A 16,784-nucleotide genomic window follows, 5' to 3' on the forward strand; every position below is an offset into this window, starting at 1 on the left:
GTGTGGGCAGGCCAAAAGATCGGCGCAGGCGATGAGCCGGTCCGGGGGGGTCGGCTCGGCTGCGCCGAGGTAGGGGGCATCGGCCCCGGGGTTCCCCAGGGGGTCGGGGGCGGGGCCCCCGAACGTCCCGTGGGTTGGGTTGTCGCTGCTAGGCGGTGACTTTGGTGAGTTCTTCACCCAGCGCTGCGGCTTCATCCGGCGTGAGCTCGACGACCAGCCGCCCGCCACCCTCGAGTGGAACCCGCATCACGATTCCACGCCCTTCCTTGGTTGCCTCGAGGGGACCGTCCCCGGTGCGGGGCTTCATGGCCGCCATCCTCTGCTCCCTCCAGATCTGCGCGGTCTGCTGCGCACTTTCATGGAACTCCAGTTGTCACCAACCAGGCAGCCCGCCGGTATGTGGCGGGCCGCACCTAGCCCATTCTTCCCTATCGCGGATCGGGGCGGGTACCTGAGTTCCAAAAACCGACCGACGTGGCGTTCAACGAGTACTCACATTCACCCAGCAATCGGTGATGTGATCGTCTACCATCCCCGTCGCCTGCATGAGTGCGTAGGCGGTCGTGGGCCCCACGAATTTGAACCCGCGCCGCTTGAGTTCTTTTGCGAGAGCGGTGGATTCGGCTGTGACAGCGGGCACATCGGCGGTGCTCCGGGGCCGCTCGCGCCGGGCCGGGGCATAGGACCAGAGCAGTGTGTCCAGGCTCTCCCCGAGATCCCGGGCAACCCGCGCATTGTGGATGCTGGCCAGTATTTTGGCTCGATTGCGAACAATGCCCGGATCCGCCATGAGGCGTTCCACGTCGGCGTCCCCGAACTCCGCCACCCGCTCGATCGCGAAGCCCTCGAATGCCGTCCGGAAGGCGGGCCGCTTCCGCAAAATCGTGATCCACGCCAAACCCGACTGAAACGCCTCGAGGCACATTCGCTCGAAAAGCGCGTCATCGCCGTGCAGCGGCCGTCCCCACTCCTGATCGTGGTAATCCCGATAAAGCTGGCTACCTTCCGACCACCCGCACCGAATCCGGCCGTCGCCGTTCGATTCCATTGTCATCGCGCGCCCGGCTCCTCGCTGCGCTGCACCGGGGTGGTGGTGACCTCGGCGGTGGCGGTCGGGGGTTCGGCCGGTGCCGGTGCTGGGGCAGGAGCCGGAGCGGCAGCCGGAATCGGAGCGGGAGCCGGAATGGGGGCGGCTGGGGCGGACTCGCCCGGCAGCACCTGTGGAATGGGAGCGCCACCATTCGGGGACGGTTCGGCCGTGGGCTGTGATTGCGCCGCCCCCGTCGCCCCGGCGGTCGCGCGGGCCAGCTGCCCCTCCAACTCGTCGATGCGGGCCGCGAGCCGGGTCAGCGCCCAGTCCACCTCACCCGCCTTGTACCCCCGGAACACCTGCTGGAACCGCAGCGCGCGCACATCGCAGGCGCTGATCCCCGACGCGGGCAATACGGTGACGGTCGTCCCCTCCGGTAGCGGCCCGAGCTCCTCGGAGCGCCCGAAGATCGCACTCGCCACCAGGAACAGCAGCGCGGCGACCAATCCGACGATCAGCACGTACAGCAGCATCGTGAGCATGTCCCCGAGCTTAGGCGGCGGACAACCCCGGGTCCGCCCGAGCCCCTGGCGGAAACCAGCCCTCGAATTCCCCGCTGCCGCAAAGAGAAAAAGGTCGTCCCCGGCGTGCTGATGCACGCCGGGGACGACCAGGGATACGAGTGGGGGTTAGAGGTGGCGCGTGGTGTCGATGCTCAGCGACATGCCCGCGAGGCCGCGGCGGCGGACCGCCAGCTTGTCGGCGATCTCCAGCAGCGCCTTGCCGGACGCGCTCTCCGGGGCGCGCAGCACGATCGGGGTGCCCTCGTCGCCCGCCTCGCGCAGCTGCTGCTCGATCGGGATCTGGCCCAGCAGCGGCACATTCGCGCCGATCGCGCGGGTCAGGTTCTCCGCCACGGTCTGCCCGCCCCCGGACCCGTACAGCTCCATCCGGGACCCGTCGGGCAGATCCAGCCACGACATGTTCTCGATGACACCGGCGATGCGCTGCCGCGTCTGCAGCGCGATCGAGCCCGCCCGCTCGGCGACCTCGGCGGCGGCCAGCTGCGGGGTGGTGACGACCAGGATCTCCGCGTTGGGGATCAGCTGGGCCAGCGAGATGGCCACGTCGCCGGTGCCCGGCGGCAGATCCAGCAGCAGGATGTCGAGATCGCCCCAGAACACGTCGGCCAGGAACTGCTGCAGCGCGCGGTGCAGCATCGGGCCGCGCCACACCACCGGCGTGTTGCCCTGGGTGAACATGGAGATCGAGATGACCTTCACGTCGTGCGCGATGGGCGGCATGATCATCCGCTCGACCTGGGTCGGCCGCTGCTCGGTGCCCAGCATGCGCGGCACGGAGTGGCCGTAGATGTCGGCGTCGAGAACGCCCACCGACAGGCCCTTGGCGGCCATGGCGGCCGCGAGATTCACGGTGACGGAAGACTTTCCGACGCCGCCCTTGCCGGACGCGACCGCGTACACGCGGGTCAGCGAGCCCGGCTGGGCGAACGGGATGACCGGTTCGGCGGCATCGCCGCGCAGCTTGCGGCGCAGCTCGGTGCGCTGCTCGTCGTTCATGACGTCGAGCTCGACGGTGATCGCGCCGACCCCGGCCACGTCGGCCACGGCCTTCGTGACCCGTTCCTGGATGGCGGTTTTCATCGGGCACGCCGATGTCGTCAGGTAGATCACAACGTGGACACTGCTATCCGCGCCGACCTCGACGCTCTTCACCATGCCCAGCTCGGTGATCGGCTTCCGGATCTCCGGGTCGTTCACCTTCGCGAGCGCGCCCCGCACATCCGATTCCGTTACCACTGGCATGCCGCCAGTCTAGGGACGCTAGATCCGTGGCAGGGCGGCGGGTGAGGGCGAGACGCCGGAGCCGTACGCGGTCTCCCAGGCCATCACATTCGCGACGTAGGCCATGGAGTTGTTGTAGCGGAGGATGGCCCGGGTCTGCTGGCCCGGATCGCGCATGTCCAGGCCGCCCTGGCAGAGGTACTTGCCCGCGGTCAGCGTGGCGTCGTACATGTTCTGCGGATCGGCGATGCCGTCGCCATTGCCGTCGGCCGCGTACTTGCGCCAGGTCTCGGGCAGGAACTGCATGGGGCCCACCGCGCGCCGGTAGCTGCCCGACAGTCCGTCCAGGTCGCCGCCCTCCGCGGTCGCGATCACGTTGTTGCCGTAGAGACTTCCGTCGAGGACGGGGCCGTAGACGTTCTGCAGCGGATACCCGTTGTCGTCGATCTTGCCGAAGCCGTGGGTGGATTCCACGCGGCCGATGCCCGCGAGCAGGTTCCACGGCATATTGCAGGTCGGATTCTCCACGGCCAGAACGTGTTCCGCGTTCTGGTAGGCGTCGAACGCCACGCCCGGCATGCCGAGCGGTCCGGCGGGGCGCGCCGACGGCATCCGGTCGTCCGGCTGCGCGACGGTCTTCACCTGCGGAGGGCCAACGGGCCCGACCTGTTTGGCCTCGCGGAGCAGCGGTTCCGGGGCGGCGGCGGGTTCGGCCGCCTCCGGTCTGGGTAGTTGCTCGTCGCCGTCGTTGGACAGTTGTTGCTGGACGGTGGCCGTGAGCTTGTCGGTGAGGTGCCCGTCGCCGGCTCCGGTAACTGTGGCGAGTCCGGCGGGCACCAGCCCGGTTAATGCGATGACCGATCCACGGCGAACCTTCGGGACCGGGGGTTTGCGGTGACGACCCACTGTGTGGTGACCCTCCATTGCCATCGGTTGATACCGGGGTGATGCAGTGGAGGCCACGTTACCTTATCTGAGACCTTCCCGTTACTACTTCGTGACCAATTCTCAGGTTTCGAAGTATTCCCAAGTCAAACGCGAGTTCCGGAGCGACGCTCCGAAACTCGCGAATCACACAATCGTTACGGGGCGGGCGCGGGCGCCGGAACCGGCAGCGGGATCGTGATGCCGAACGGCAGCGTGATGCCCGGCGCGGGAGTGGTGGTCTCGACGGTGTCCGGGGCGGAATCCGCGGGAGCCATGGGCTCGGCCTCGGGCGTCTTGGCCGGCTGAACAGTTTGCTGGTCCTGCGGTTGCTGGACTGCCTGCTGCGGCTGGTCCTGCTTCGGATCCTGCTGTCCCGCCTGGACATTGCAACTGGTGAGCGCCTGATCCTTGACCACCGGCTTGCCGTCGGGGCCGAACACGATCGGCTTGCCCTCGGCGGTCGTGATCGGCTGCCCGTCGGACCCGATCACCTGCTCGCCGGGCGTACCGCTCTCGGGCAGCTTCTGATCCGGATTCGCCGGAACCGCCGCCTGCTCACAGGGATTCGCGGGCTGGGCCGGAGCCGGGCAGAAGATGCCGCAGGGGATGGGCGGCAGACCCGGGATGGTGATCATCACCTGGGTCGGCGTCTGGACCGTGGTGGTCGGCTGCGTGGTCTCGGCCTCGGTGGTGGCCGGAATCGTAGTGGAGGCCACCGTGATATCGGGACCGCTGACCGGAACGTAGTTGTTGGGCACCAGATCCGGGGAGATGGTGACCTGCTGCGGAGCGCCGCCGGTCTTGTAGGCGTTGGCCCAGCTGAGCACATTGGCCGCGTAGGCGACCGAATTGTTGTAGCGCAGCACGGCCCGCAGCTGCTGCTGCGAATCGGCCAGATCCAGCCCGCCCGAGCACAGGTACTTGCCCGCGGCCAGCGCGGCGTCGAAGACGTTGTTGGGATCCGGTGTGCCGCTGCCCTTTCCATTGGCGGCGTACACCGACCAGGTGCTGGGCAGGAACTGCATGGGCCCGATGGCGCGCACGTAGTTGCCGTCGGCGGCCTTGATGATCTCGTTGCCGGGCAGCGTGCCGTCCAGCGCCGGGCCGTAGATCGGGGTGACCGTGGTGCCCGCGGCGTCGGTGCGGCCGTTGTCGGCGTGATTGGACTCGATGCGGCCGATGCCGGCCAGCAGGTACCACGGCAGGTGGCAGTTCGGGTCCGAGGACTGGAGCGCCAGTTCGGCATTGCGGTAGGCGGCCAGCACGATCTCGGGAATCCCGAGCACGCCGCTGCCGCCGGGCAAGGCGATGTCGTGCAGCGGAACGGTGCCGCCGAAGAGCGGGACACCGTCCGCGGGCGGTGTCATTGCGCTGAGTTTGCGGGGCGCCTCCGGAGCCGCCGGAACCAGCCCTACGGTTTGATCCGAGGGCGTTTCGACGGGACTGTTCACGCTCGCGTTGTGCGCGGACGCGGCCGCCAGCAAGGCGTCCGGGGCGGCCTGCGGGGCGGCGGTGTGAACCGTGGTATTGGTGGTCGAACCGGCGGTGACCAGGCCCGCTATCAACAGCGCCGACGCTGTCACCGGAGCAGATATTCTCTTCGCCACCACACAATCCCCTCAGTCGTGCGGCCGGTTCCCGGGGATGACACTCATACTGCGGCAGTGTCTGGGTCGGTCGCTCGGAACAACGTGATCCAGGTTACCCATGAGTCAGCTCGTTCGGAACAACTTCTGTGGTCAGTCGCCATCTTTTTGTGCCGAAATTGCGACCTCGTCCGTCTTCCGCTCGGTACTCTTCTTTGCTTTCCTGGCCCCGACGACCTCGCCGCCGACAGCCAGTTTCTCCAATCTGACCAGGGTCTCCTTGATGTCGTCCAGTTCCCTGCGCACGTAGTCGCGCGTGGCGACCTCGCCGACGGCCAGGCGCAGCGCCGCCAGCTCGCGCGCCAGGAATTCGGTGTCGGCCTTCGTCTGGGCCGCTCGGGACCGGTCCTCCTCCAACGACACCCGGTCGCGATTGTCCTGACGGTTCTGCGCCAAAAGGATCAGCGGCGCTGCGTAGGCGGCCTGGGTGGAGAACGCGAGGTTCAGCAGGATGAACGGATACGGGTCCCAGCGCAGGCTGACGGCGAAGACGTTGAGCAGGATCCACACCACCACGACCACGGTCTGGATCACCAGATAGCGGCCGGTGCCCAGGAATCGCGCGACCTGCTCGCTGGTGCGCGCGAGCGCCTCGGCATCCCAATCCAAACCGCGAAAGCGGTTCTCCATGGGCGTTTCGAGACGCTGGCGGGCGCTGAGTTTCTCCAGCCGATCACTCACGCGCGGCCTCCCGTCCCCTCGATCACGGGCACACCGTGCACGTCGTGATGGTCTTCGTCCTGCTCACGCCAGTCCTCGGGCAGCAGGTGGTCGAGCACGTCGTCGACGGTGACGGCGCCCAGTAGATGATTCTCCGCGTCCACCACGGGTCCGCACACCAGGTTGTAGGTGGCGAAATAGCGGGTCACCGCGGTCAGCGGGGCCTCGGGCCGCAATTGCACCAGATCGGTGTCGACAATGCCGCCGACCAGGTTCGCGGGCGGTTCCCGCAGCAGCTGCTGGAAATGCACGCAACCCAGGTAGCGGCCGGTCGGCGTGGCGGTGGGCGGGCGGACCACGAACGCCATGGACGCCAGGGCCGGGGTCAGCTCCGGGTCGCGGATGCGCGCGAGCGCCTCGGCGACCGTGGTGGACGCGGTCAGCACCACCGCGTCCGGGGTCATCAGACCGCCGGCGGTGTAGGGCGCGTGCTCGAGCAGGCGGCGCACCGGTTCGGAGTCCTCCGGATCCATCAGCGCCAGCAGTGATTCCGCCTCGCCGGCGGGCAGCTCGCCCAGCAGGTCGGCGGCGTCGTCGGGGTCCATGGCCTCGAGCAGGTCGGCGGCGCGTTCCACGCCGAGCTGCTCGAGCAGTTCGACCTGATCGTTCTCGGGAAGTTCCTGGACCACGTCGGCGAGTCGCTCGTCGTCGAAGGCGGAGGCCACCTCGATGCGGCGCTTGTGCGGCAGTTCGCGCAGCATGTGCGCGACGTCGGCGGGTCGCATGCCCTCGAACTGGCCGAGCAGCTGGGTGACGTCCTGGCCGGGGAGGTTGAGTTCGGTCTGGGTGAGGCCGCGCACCATCGCCCAGTCGACCACGTGCACCGCGCCGCGCCGCCCGAAGCCGACGCCCAGGCGGCGGCGTTCGCGCACGGCGACCCGGGAGACCACCCAGTCGCGGGTGCGGCCCTGTTCGACGCCCAGATCGACCACGACCACATCGGCGCCGGCGAGTTGCGGGAGTTCGGGATCGTTGACCCGGACCGTGGAGTCGAGAATCTGCGCGACGGCCAGCAACTCGCCCGGTCGCTGCTCGAAGCGGCGGACACTGATGGTCCCGGTGGTGAGCGTGACCGCGCCCGGATCGACGGCCTGGACCCGCAGCATGGGCACGAAAATCCGCTTGCGGGTGGGCAGTTCGACCAGGATGCCGAGGACCCGGGGCTGCTGGCGGTCGTACCGTATCGAGATCACGATGTCGCGGAGGCGGCCGATAGACTCGCCGTCCGGTCCCAGTACCACCAAGCCCGCCAACCGGGCGGCGAAAACCTTCGTCGCTGCCATGTTTGATAAGGCTAGTGGGTCGAACGCGTCCGAAATGTCGCGCCACGTGCTGGCGGGCTCGGTCAAGCCCCGGAGGAGGCAGCTTGCGTAACCACGCAGGGGCTCCGAGCACGCCGAAATGGACAAGGAGTGAGGGATGACATCACGTCGATCGGTGCTCGCCGTGCCCGGCAGCAATCCGCGCATGATCGAGAAGGCCAAGGGGCTGGCGGCCGACGAGGTGTTCCTGGATCTCGAGGACGCGGTCGCGCCGGCGGCCAAGGCGGCGGCGCGGGCCAATATCGTGGCGGCGCTGAACTCCGGCGGCTGGGGCGATCAGATTCGCGTTGTGCGGGTCAATGATTGGAGCACCGAGTACACCTACGCCGATGTCATCACGGTGGTGGAGGGCGCGGGCTCCGAGCTCGACGCCATCCTGCTGCCCAAGGTGATCGACGCGGGCCAGGTGCAGGCCCTCGACCTGCTGCTGACCCAGCTGGAGAGGGCCAACGGGCTGCCGGTCGGCCGGATCGGGATCGAGCCGCAGATCGAGAACGCGCTCGGGCTGCGCAATATCGACGCCATCGCCACCGCGAGCCCGCGGGTGCAGACGCTGGTGTTCGGGCCCGCCGATTTCATGGCGTCGATCAATATGCGCACGCTGGTGGTGGGGGAGCAGCCCGAGGGGTACGAGCCCGGTGACGCGTATCACCACATCTATATGACGATCTTGCTCGCGGCCCGGGCGCACGGGCTGCAGGCCATCGACGGGCCGTATCTCGCGGTGCGCGATATCGACGGTTTCCGCCGCAACGCATCCCGTACCGCCGCACTGGGTTTCGATGGCAAGTGGGTGCTGCATCCGGATCAGATCACCGCCTGCAACGAGATCTTCAGCCCACGTCAGAGCGATTACGACCGGGCCGAGGAGATTCTGGACGCGTACGCCTTCCACACCTCGGTGGACGGCGGCACGCGTGGGGCTGTCATGCTCGGCGACGAGATGATCGATGAGGCCAGCGCGAAAATGGCGCAGGTCATAGCCGATAAGGGTCGGGCGGCCGGAATGGCGCGAACCACGCGTTTCATCCCCCCGACTGTCGACGCGAAATAGCATGATGGAGTCATGACAAATCCCATGGGGAATGCGAACCGGGGCCGCCCGGGCCTCCCGACGCCTCCGTCGGGCTGGCCGATCGGCTCCTACCCGACCTATGCGGAGGCGCAGCGCGCGGTCGACTACCTGGCCGACAATCAGTTCCCGGTCGAGGGCGTGACCATCGTCGGCGTCGACCTCATGCAGGTCGAGCGCGTGCTCTACCGGCTGACCTGGGGCAAAGTCATTGGCGGCGGCATGGTTTCGGGCGCCTGGCTGGGCCTGTTCCTGGGTCTGCTGCTGAGCATGTTCACCTCCGGCGGGGCCATCGGCCCGCTGGCGGTGGGTCTGATCGGCGGCATCATCTTCGGTCTCATCTCCGCGTCCATCCCGTACGCGGCCACCCGGGGCCAGCGCGACTTCGCCTCCACCATGCAGCTGGTGGCCGGGCGCTACGACGTGCTGTGCGATCCGAAGACCGCCGAGCAGGCGCGCGACATGCTCGCCAGGCTGGCGATCTAGTTCATGGATGTGCTGGACAAAGTCCGAGCCGGGGTGCTCGGACATTTCGGGGTGGAATCCGCCGATTCGGCTTCGGTGACGTTTCTGGGTCTGGAGCCCATCGACATCCTGCGCGTGCCGGACGGCGAGTTCGTGCACTACGCGACGCTGGGCGGCTCGCGGCATCCGATGACCGATCCGGCGGCGGCGCTGGCCGATCCGGTGCGCGGGCCGCGCGCCGAGCTGGTGCTCACGCTGCGCGGCGGTGCGGGCGCGGGCTCGGGGCTGACCCGCACGCTGGGCGTGCTGACGGCGGCGCCGTCGGTGGAAGGCGTTGTGCTGCAGGCGGATGCGCTGCTGGATCTGGGCGAACCGCTGTGGGTCAACTCGCCGTTCACCGCGGTGCTGCTGGGCGAGAGCGAGATTCCGGAGGTCGTGCTGCCGGAACCCGCCGAGCCCGTGCGATTCCTGACGGTGGTGCCGATCACCGCGACCGAGGCGGCGTGGGTGCGCATTCGCGGCGCGGCCGCGCTGCGCGACGCGTGGGCCGAGGCCGGAATCGACGTGCGCGACCCGGGGCGGTCGGCGGCTTCGCTCTAGGCCGCCCCGGGACCTCCGTCAATTCGTTCGAACGAACGGGTTGCCGTCCACCGGGCAGGTTGCCCCGTTCGCCGGAAGCGTTCCTGCGGTGAGGTATTCGCGCTTTGCGGCCTCCGAGCAGGTGCTGTGCACGTACATGCTGCTGTGCCCGGCGCCCTCGACCACGAGCAGGTGGGCGTCAGCCAGTTCGGCCGCGCCCGCGGCGGCTCCGGCCAGCGGGGTGGCGGGGTCGTTGCGGCTGTTGATGATCAGGATCGGGGCGGTCTTGCGATTCCATGGCCCGCTGTAGGGCCGCACCGCCGTCTGCGGCCAGTAGGCGCAGGTCATGGCGGTCAGAACACCGAGGCGGCCGAAGACCGGCACCCGTTGGTCCTCGCTGACCGCGAGCGCGCTGTAGCGGCGTTCGTCGCGCGGCACCCGGCTGTCGGCGCACTGGACGGCGTGGAAGGCCTCGGTGTAGTTGTCGTCGTAGGTGTTCGCGCCGGTGCCGCCCAGTCCCGCCGGAAGCCCGGGAATGGCGGCGCTGCCGGTGCCGATATCGGCCACCTGCCGCACCAGCGCCGCGGTCTCGGCCAGCACATCGGTTGGCAGATAAGGGGTTTCGCGCAGGTCGTAGAGCTGTTGCAGGGTGGCGGCGACGGTGGGCCAGCCCGCCGGGTTGGACAGCTCGCCCGCGGTGGCGACCACGGTCCCGTAATCGTAGCGCTTGCCGTCCCACGAGATGGGTTCGCGCCGTACGCGTTCGAGGATCCGCTGCCACTTCTCACGCGGATCCCCTTCGGAGAAGGCACATTCGGGTCCGGCCGCCACGCAGGCCTCGAGCATGGCGTCGAAGGTGCTCGCGAGACTGGTCGCGACATCCTGCCGGGTGTCGACGGGCCGGTCGGCATCGGCGTCATCGGCCCCGAGGGCATTGCCGCGGAAGTCCATCGAGCCGTCGAGCACCAGACCGCGCACGCGGCCGGGAAACATATTGGCGTACAACGCACCCACGTAGGTGCCGTACGAAATCCCGTGGTAGGTCAGCTTGTCGTCGCCGACGGCGCGGCGCAGCAGCTCCAGGTCCCGGACGGTGTTCTCGGTCGACATATGCGGCAGCAGGTCGGCGGCCCGCTGCCCGCAGGCGTCGGCCAAGGTCTTGGCGGCGGCGAAGAACGCGGGCTCACCGCCGGGCGTGCCGGGCATCGGGGGATAGGTGGCGAAGAACAGCTGCTGCGCGGTCGCGTCCGGAAAGCAGTGCACCGGTGCGCTGTTCGCGACACCGCGGGTATCCCACGACACCAGGTCGAAGCGGGCGCGCAGGGCGTCGGAGAACAGCCACGGCCACTGCGCCCGCTGCCGCAGGCGCGCCACGCCGGAGCGGCCGGGGCCGCCGAAGTTGACGAAGAGGGTGCCGATCTTGTGGGCCGGATCGGAGGCGGGGAGTTTGATCACCGACAGCTCGATCGAGCGGGCGTCGGGGTGCGCGTAGTCCAGGGGCACTCGCGCTGTGGCGCAGGAGAATCCGGAATCGCAGTCGGTCCAGTGCAGGTCGGGAGCCGGTGCGGCGTCGGCCAGGGCGTCGACGTAGGTGTCGGGCGGTTCGGCCGAGGCGGGCACCGGCACGGCTAGCAGCAGCCCGAATATTGCTGTCCACCAACCCATCCGGCGGCGCGGCGCCGGGTTCCTCATCGAGAGCACGCCCGCATTCATAGCAATCGGACGGCCCGCGAGTCGAGACGCTCAGCAACGCCCCTGGTGGGGCGGGGTGCTCACAACCACTTGTTGCGATGGAAGTTCGCGTACAGCCCGGCGCACAGCGCCACCATGAGGGCGATCACGGCCGGATAGCCGAAGGTCCACGAAAGTTCCGGCATGTGTTCGAAATTCATGCCGTAGACGCCCGCGACCATGGTCGGCACCGCGGCCATGGCGGCGTACGCGGAGATCTTGCGCATATCGGTGTTCTGCTGCACGCTCACCTTCGCCAGCGCGGCATTGATCAGCGCCGACAGGGACTCGTTGAAGTCGAGGATCTGCTCGGTGACAGCGGTGTGGTGGTCGGTGACGTCGCGCAGATAACGCCGGATCTCCTTGGGCAGCGGCAGACTCGTGTCGTGGGTGAGCACCTGCAGCGGCAGCTGCAGCGGTTTGACGGCGCGGCGCAGTTCCACCACTTCGCGCTTGAGCTGATAGATGGCTTCGATCTCGATCTTGTTGGCCGGCGTGAAGACCGCCTCCTCCATGGCGTCCACATCCTCCTCGATGGCGGCGGTGACCTCCACGTAGGAGTCGACCACGCGGTCGGCGACCGCGTGCAGCACCGCGCCCGGTCCGAGCGTCAGCTGCTTCGGGTCGGCCTCCAGATCCTTTCGGACACCGGCCAATTCGGTGTGGTCGCCGTGCCGCACGGTGATCGCGAAGTCCGGCCCGGCGAAGACCATGATCTCGCCGGTGTCGACGATCTCGGCGACGGTGTTGAGCTCGTGCTCGTGGTAGCGCACGGTGCGCAGCACCAGGAACAGGATGTCGTCGTAGCGTTCGAGTTTGGGGCGCTGGTGCGCCTTCACGGCATCCTCGACGGCGAGGGTGTGCAGTCCGAAGGTTTTCGCCACATCGGACATCAGCTCGACGCCCGGCTCGAGCAGTCCGAGCCAGACGAAGCCCTCCTGGCGTTCCCGCACTTCGGCCAGGGCGTCCTTGTAGGTGCACTGATCCGATTGTCGCCGTCCGTCGACGTACACCGCGCAGTCGACGATCCGCCCCGGCCCCGCGGGCTTGGGCGCCGCCGGCGCGGGGCCGGAGCGCCCGGGCCAGTGGAACGAGGGCAGCGGCGAATTCGAGGACACCCCAGGGATGCTAATCGTCCCTGGCCCGGGTGATCCGCCACCGCGCAGGCAATATAGGGAGCGTGCGCATTGATCTCCACACCCACTCCACCGCGTCCGACGGCACGGACACCCCGGCCGAACTGATCGCGAAGGCCGCCGCGGCGGGTCTCGACGTGGTGGCCCTGACCGACCACGACACCACCTCCGGCTGGGCCGAGGCGGTCGAGGCCCTGCCGCCCGGGCTGACCCTGGTGCGCGGCATGGAGATGTCGTGTGTGGGGCTGGGGGAGGACGGGTATCCGGTGCCGGTGCACCTGCTGGCCTACCTGTTCGACCCGAATGACGAATCCTTCGCGCAGGAGCGCGAGCGGCTGCGCGCCGAGCGCGTGGTGCGGCTGCGGGCCATGGCCGAGCAGATGGCCGCGGACGGCCTGCCCATCGATCCCGATGCGGTGATGGCCTCGGTGGGCCCGTCGGCGGGCCGCCCGCATCTGGCGCGTGCGCTGGTCCAGGCCGGTGTCGTTCCGACGGTCGACGCGGCCTTCCAGGATCTGCTGGCCCCGCACGGCCGCTACTACGTCGAGAAGGCCGACACGCCGCTGCGGCGGGCCGTCGAGATGGTCGCCTCGGCGGGCGGGGTGAGCGTGGTGGCGCATGCCCGGGCGCGCAAGCGCGGGCGGCTGCTGGCCCTGGACCACATTCGCGAACTGGCCGAGATCGGGTTGGGCGGGCTCGAGCTCGACCATCCGGACCACAGCGCCGCCGATCGCGAGGTGCTGGCCCGGCTCGCCGCCGAGCTGGGTCTGCTGACCACCGGCTCCTCCGACTACCACGGTGCCAACAAGACCATCCGTCTCGGCGAATTCACCACCGACCCAACGCAATTCGAGGAAATCGTGGGCAAAGCCAGTGGCGTCCCGGTGATCAGCGTATGAGGATCGTCCGGGGTCTGAGCGGAATCATCGCGGGGGGCACCGTGGTGCTGGCGGCCACGGTCGTCGGCACCGCGATCATCGGTGTTCGGCGCGGGTTTCCGGGCCCCGGATGGCTGGATGTGACCTGGCATGTGGCCGCCGCGGTGGCGGTTGTTGCCGCCCAGATATATACGGACAGGCGTCAGGGTTTCACGGCGTTTTTAGGATCGCTGGTTGTTTTCGGGATAGCCGGATATCTGCTCTGGGCGCAGTGGTGGAATTGAAATACGCATAACGGTTGCGACCCGTTGAACTGTGGTCGAACATTTGTCGATATGACCGAATTCGACGCCGATGTGCTGGTGCTGGGAGGTGGCCCGGCCGGAGCCTGGGCCGCCCTTGCCGCGGCCGCCGCGGGCGCGCGGGTGTTGGTCGTCGACAAGGCCCGGTGCGGAACCAGCGGCCCGACCGCGCGCGGCGGGGTCACGCTGTGGAACATTCCGGCGGGCGAGGCGCGCGGGCAGGCGGTGGAGCAGACCCTCGCGCACGGGGGCGGGCTCGGGGATCCGGAGTGGATGCACCGGGTGCTGGACGAGACCCACCGGCGCGTCGGCCAATTGGTCCAGGGCGGCTTCCGCTTCCACGGGGAACACGCCGAGCGCCCGGCGCGGGTCTATCTCGACGGCGCGAAGTATCTGGGGCGGTTGCGGCGCAGCATGGTCGTCGCGGGGGTGCGGATTCTCGACTACCACCCGGCCCTGCAGCTCATCACCGACAGCGATGGCGTGGTGTCCGGCGCGTCGGGTGTCGCCGTGCGCGGCGAGCCGCACCGCTGGACGGTCCGGGCGCGCTCGGTGGTGCTGGCCACGGGCGGCTGCGCCTTCCTCTCCGGCGGTGCGGGCACCGATGTGGACACCGGTGACGGACTGCTGATGGGCGCGGAGGCCGGGGCCGAGCTGTCGGGCATGGAGTTCTCCAACGCGTATTCGCTGGCGCCGGTGGCCGATTCGCCGCGGCTGGGCGGGCGGCCCGTGGCGGCGGTGTTCGCCTCGGATCAGGTCATGCATTTCGCGACGCTGTACGACGAATCGCGGGCGGTGCTGTGGGGGCAGGGCTGCGGTTCGCGGGCACAGGCTTTCGCCGCCATCGCCGACGGCCGCCGGGTCTATGCCGCCCTCGACGAACTGCCCGCGGCGGTGCGCGCCGAGGTGCTGCGGCTCGGGCCCAGCCCCTCGGGGCAGGTGCCGCTGTGCGCGGTGCTGCAGGGCACGGTGCGCGGCACCGGCGGGCTGCGGCTGGCCGGATTCGACTGCGCCACCACGGTTCCCGGCCTCTACGGCGCGGGCGATGTCACCACCCGCGAGCCGGTGACCGGCGCGGTCAGCGGTTTCGGCGGGCAGAACGGCGCGTGGGCCATCTCGTCGGGCGTCTGGGCGGGGGCGGGCGCGGCCGGATTCGCGGCGGCCCGCCGCAAGGTCGGCAAGGCGCGGCCGGTGCCCGGTGCCGGGCTGGGCGACAAGGCGCGCCTGGATCCGCGCGCGGTGATCGGCCTGGTGCAGGAGCACACGCTGCCGCTGCGGCGCAGCTATTGGCGCAGTGACGGCAGCTTGCGCGACAGCATCGCCGAACTGGACGGCATGTGGCCCGGCGTCGAATTGGCGCTCGGCGGAAAGGGACCCGACCGGGTGCGGGCCCGGCAGGCCGCCGCGCTGCTGGCCGTGGCCCGCTGGACCAAGTACTCGGCGCTGGCCCGCACCGAGACCCGCGGCATGCATCGCCGCACCGACCATCCGGGCGCGGGAAGTGACTGGCGGGTACGTTTGCTCTCGGGGGGTCTCGAAAACGTCTGGGTCCGGCCCGACCTCACCACCGTCCACGCCCGCCCCGCTTGACAGCTCACGGCGCGGCGCGCGTCCGTGTTGTGACAGTTCTCCGAGTTCAGGTTCCCACCAGCGAGTTTCCGTTCATCTGGGCGTGACGCGGCTGCCCTACGCTTCAACGATGGTGAGGCGACGCGACGGCCCGGGGGGCGATTTGGCAGGCCGTCGCAGGGACTGGCAGAATGATCCGATCCTGGCCGTCGCCACCGCCCGGCCCGGGACACTCGGTGATCGCGGACTCCGACGCGTGGGTTCATGTGAGATCACCCCGCTGTATCGGACACACCCCTCCGGTTCTCGCTCGACGAATCTGTGCTGCCGCCGTACATTTCCGCTTGAACGCGGTTGCGGCAAAAGATATATGAGCACCGAAACCATAAATTCAGCTATTACCGAACGGTAACCGTCAAACGGTTGAGTCCGAACCGATCAGGAGTGAAATCGTGTCACCCGTGACTGAAGCAGTGAATGCCACCGAGGCCCCCGCCACCAATGGCGCGAACCTGTCCGACATCACCAACGAAGAAATTTTCGCCGGGCACCTTGGCGGCAAGCTGTCGGTCGAACTCACCGCTCCGCTGGAGACCCAGCGCGATCTGTCCATCGCCTACACCCCCGGCGTCGCGAAGGTCTGCCTCGGCATCGCCGAGGACGAGGCGCTCGCCAAGACCTACACCTGGGCCGAGCGCCTGGTCGTGGTCGTCTCCGACGGCACCGCCGTGCTGGGCCTGGGCGATATCGGCCCGCGCGCCTCGCTGCCGGTGATGGAGGGCAAGGCGGCACTGTTCAAGAAGTTCGCCGGGCTGGATTCGATTCCGCTGGTGCTCGACACCAAGGATCCCGACGAGATCGTCGAGACCCTGATCCGCCTGCGCCCGAGCTTCGGTGCGGTCAACCTGGAGGACATCTCCGCGCCGCGCTGCTTCGAGATCGAGAAGCGCGTCATCGAGGCGCTGGACTGCCCGGTCATGCACGACGATCAGCACGGCACCGCCATCGTGGTGCTGGCCGCCCTCAAGGGCGCGGCCGCGGTGACCGGCCGCGACATGTCCGGTCTGAAGGTCGTGGTGTCCGGTGCCGGCGCCGCCGGTGTCGCGTGCACCGACATCCTGCTGGCCGCAGGCGTTTCCGACATCGTGGTGCTCGACTCGAAGGGCATCGTGAGCCGGGGCCGCGGCGACCTGAACGAGTACAAGACCGCACTGGCCGAGCGCACCAACCCGCGCGGCGTGACCGGCGGCGCGGCCGAGGCGCTCGCGGGCGCCGACGTGTTCCTGGGCCTGTCGGCGGGCACCATCGCCGAGGAGCTCATCGCGTCCATGGCCCCCGGTTCCTTCGTGTTCGCCATGTCGAACCCGAACCCGGAGATCCACCCCGAGGTCGCCAAGAAGTACGCCGCCATCGTGGCCACCGGCCGCAGCGACTTCCCGAACCAGATCAACAACGTCCTCGCCTTCCCCGGCGTCTTCAAGGGCGCCCTGGACGCCGGCGCCCGCCGCATCACCGAGGGCATGAAGGTCGCCGCCGCCGAGGCCATCTTCAACGTCGTCGCCGGCGAACTCTCCGCCGACAAGATCATCCCCAGCCCCCTCG

General features: G+C 69.0%; 16 protein-coding genes and 1 pseudogene. 7 read left to right on the plus strand and 10 right to left on the minus strand.

All coding sequences use genetic code 11. The features are described from left to right. Positions 1 to 148: 148 nt before the first annotated feature. From ACAM49_RS31815 to ACAM49_RS31850, 8 genes and pseudogenes are all read right to left on the minus strand, one after another. Positions 149 to 316, minus strand: coding sequence for a DUF3117 domain-containing protein (locus tag ACAM49_RS31815; protein WP_083913774.1), 168 nt, complete (start codon positions 314 to 316; stop codon positions 149 to 151). 165 nt (positions 317 to 481) lie between these two features. After that, on the minus strand, positions 482 to 1,054 hold the full coding sequence (locus ACAM49_RS31820; protein WP_369639257.1) for a DNA-3-methyladenine glycosylase I: 573 nt from the start codon (positions 1,052 to 1,054) through the stop codon (positions 482 to 484). Positions 1,055 to 1,296: 242 nt separating this feature from the next. Then, positions 1,297 to 1,572 (minus strand): annotated as a pseudogene (locus ACAM49_RS31825) (DivIVA domain-containing protein); the annotation flags it as partial. 147 nt (positions 1,573 to 1,719) lie between these two features. Next, complete coding sequence (locus ACAM49_RS31830) at positions 1,720 to 2,856, minus strand: Mrp/NBP35 family ATP-binding protein (protein ID WP_369639258.1); 1,137 nt, start codon at positions 2,854 to 2,856, stop codon at positions 1,720 to 1,722. An 18-nt stretch (positions 2,857 to 2,874) separates the two neighbouring features. Further along, on the minus strand, positions 2,875 to 3,759 hold the full coding sequence (locus ACAM49_RS31835) for a lytic transglycosylase domain-containing protein (RefSeq protein WP_369639269.1): 885 nt from the start codon (positions 3,757 to 3,759) through the stop codon (positions 2,875 to 2,877). A gap of 158 nt (positions 3,760 to 3,917) precedes the next feature. Continuing rightward, entirely contained in the window at positions 3,918 to 5,345 is a 1,428-nt protein-coding gene (locus ACAM49_RS31840) for a lytic transglycosylase domain-containing protein (RefSeq protein WP_369639259.1), read from the minus strand. A gap of 156 nt (positions 5,346 to 5,501) precedes the next feature. Further along, the gene (locus ACAM49_RS31845) at positions 5,502 to 6,038 is read right to left on the minus strand and encodes a DUF1003 domain-containing protein (protein WP_369639270.1); all 537 of its coding nucleotides are present in this window, start codon (positions 6,036 to 6,038) and stop codon (positions 5,502 to 5,504) included. 47 nt (positions 6,039 to 6,085) lie between these two features. Continuing rightward, positions 6,086 to 7,411, minus strand: a complete 1,326-nt coding sequence (locus tag ACAM49_RS31850) for a CBS domain-containing protein (RefSeq protein ID WP_369639260.1) — start codon at positions 7,409 to 7,411, stop codon at positions 6,086 to 6,088. A 136-nt stretch (positions 7,412 to 7,547) separates the two neighbouring features. Between ACAM49_RS31850 and ACAM49_RS31855 the strand changes: the two genes are divergently transcribed. The 3 genes from ACAM49_RS31855 to ACAM49_RS31865 are packed head-to-tail and all read left to right on the plus strand — an operon-like array spanning position 7,548 to position 9,587. Then, positions 7,548 to 8,504, plus strand: coding sequence for a CoA ester lyase (locus tag ACAM49_RS31855; protein WP_369639261.1), 957 nt, complete (start codon positions 7,548 to 7,550; stop codon positions 8,502 to 8,504). 12 nt (positions 8,505 to 8,516) lie between these two features. Next, the gene (locus ACAM49_RS31860; protein WP_369639262.1) at positions 8,517 to 9,008 is read left to right on the plus strand and encodes a general stress protein; all 492 of its coding nucleotides are present in this window, start codon (positions 8,517 to 8,519) and stop codon (positions 9,006 to 9,008) included. Between the two features lie 3 nt (positions 9,009 to 9,011). After that, positions 9,012 to 9,587, plus strand: coding sequence for a suppressor of fused domain protein (locus ACAM49_RS31865; RefSeq protein WP_369639263.1), 576 nt, complete (start codon positions 9,012 to 9,014; stop codon positions 9,585 to 9,587). Between the two features lie 18 nt (positions 9,588 to 9,605). On the opposite strand, the gene ACAM49_RS31870 is transcribed toward ACAM49_RS31865, so the two are convergent. Together ACAM49_RS31870 and corA are read right to left on the minus strand one after the other, a co-directional pair. Further along, entirely contained in the window at positions 9,606 to 11,258 is a 1,653-nt protein-coding gene (locus ACAM49_RS31870) for an alpha/beta fold hydrolase (RefSeq protein ID WP_369639264.1), read from the minus strand. A gap of 80 nt (positions 11,259 to 11,338) precedes the next feature. After that, positions 11,339 to 12,325: a magnesium/cobalt transporter CorA gene (gene corA, locus ACAM49_RS31875; RefSeq protein WP_369639271.1), complete on the minus strand. Its 987-nt coding sequence runs from the start codon at positions 12,323 to 12,325 to the stop codon at positions 11,339 to 11,341. A 152-nt stretch (positions 12,326 to 12,477) separates the two neighbouring features. Here corA and ACAM49_RS31880 point away from each other — a divergent pair, with 152 nt between their 5' ends. From ACAM49_RS31880 to ACAM49_RS31895, 4 genes are all read left to right on the plus strand, one after another. Next, the gene (locus ACAM49_RS31880) at positions 12,478 to 13,332 is read left to right on the plus strand and encodes a PHP domain-containing protein (protein ID WP_369639265.1); all 855 of its coding nucleotides are present in this window, start codon (positions 12,478 to 12,480) and stop codon (positions 13,330 to 13,332) included. Beyond that, complete coding sequence (locus ACAM49_RS31885; protein ID WP_369639266.1) at positions 13,329 to 13,595, plus strand: hypothetical protein; 267 nt, start codon at positions 13,329 to 13,331, stop codon at positions 13,593 to 13,595. Before ACAM49_RS31880 ends, ACAM49_RS31885 begins: the two co-directional genes overlap by 4 nt. Before the next feature lie 51 nt (positions 13,596 to 13,646). Continuing rightward, a complete protein-coding gene (locus tag ACAM49_RS31890; protein WP_369639267.1) occupies positions 13,647 to 15,203 on the plus strand; it encodes an FAD-binding protein in 1,557 nt (518 codons plus the stop codon). 440 nt (positions 15,204 to 15,643) lie between these two features. After that, on the plus strand, positions 15,644 to 16,784 hold a 1,141-nt coding region (locus ACAM49_RS31895; protein WP_369639268.1), incomplete at its 3' end, for an NADP-dependent malic enzyme.

Source organism: Nocardia sp. JMUB6875, assembly GCF_041154655.1.
In the GTDB taxonomy this organism is placed as follows: Bacteria; Actinomycetota; Actinomycetes; order Mycobacteriales; family Mycobacteriaceae; genus Nocardia.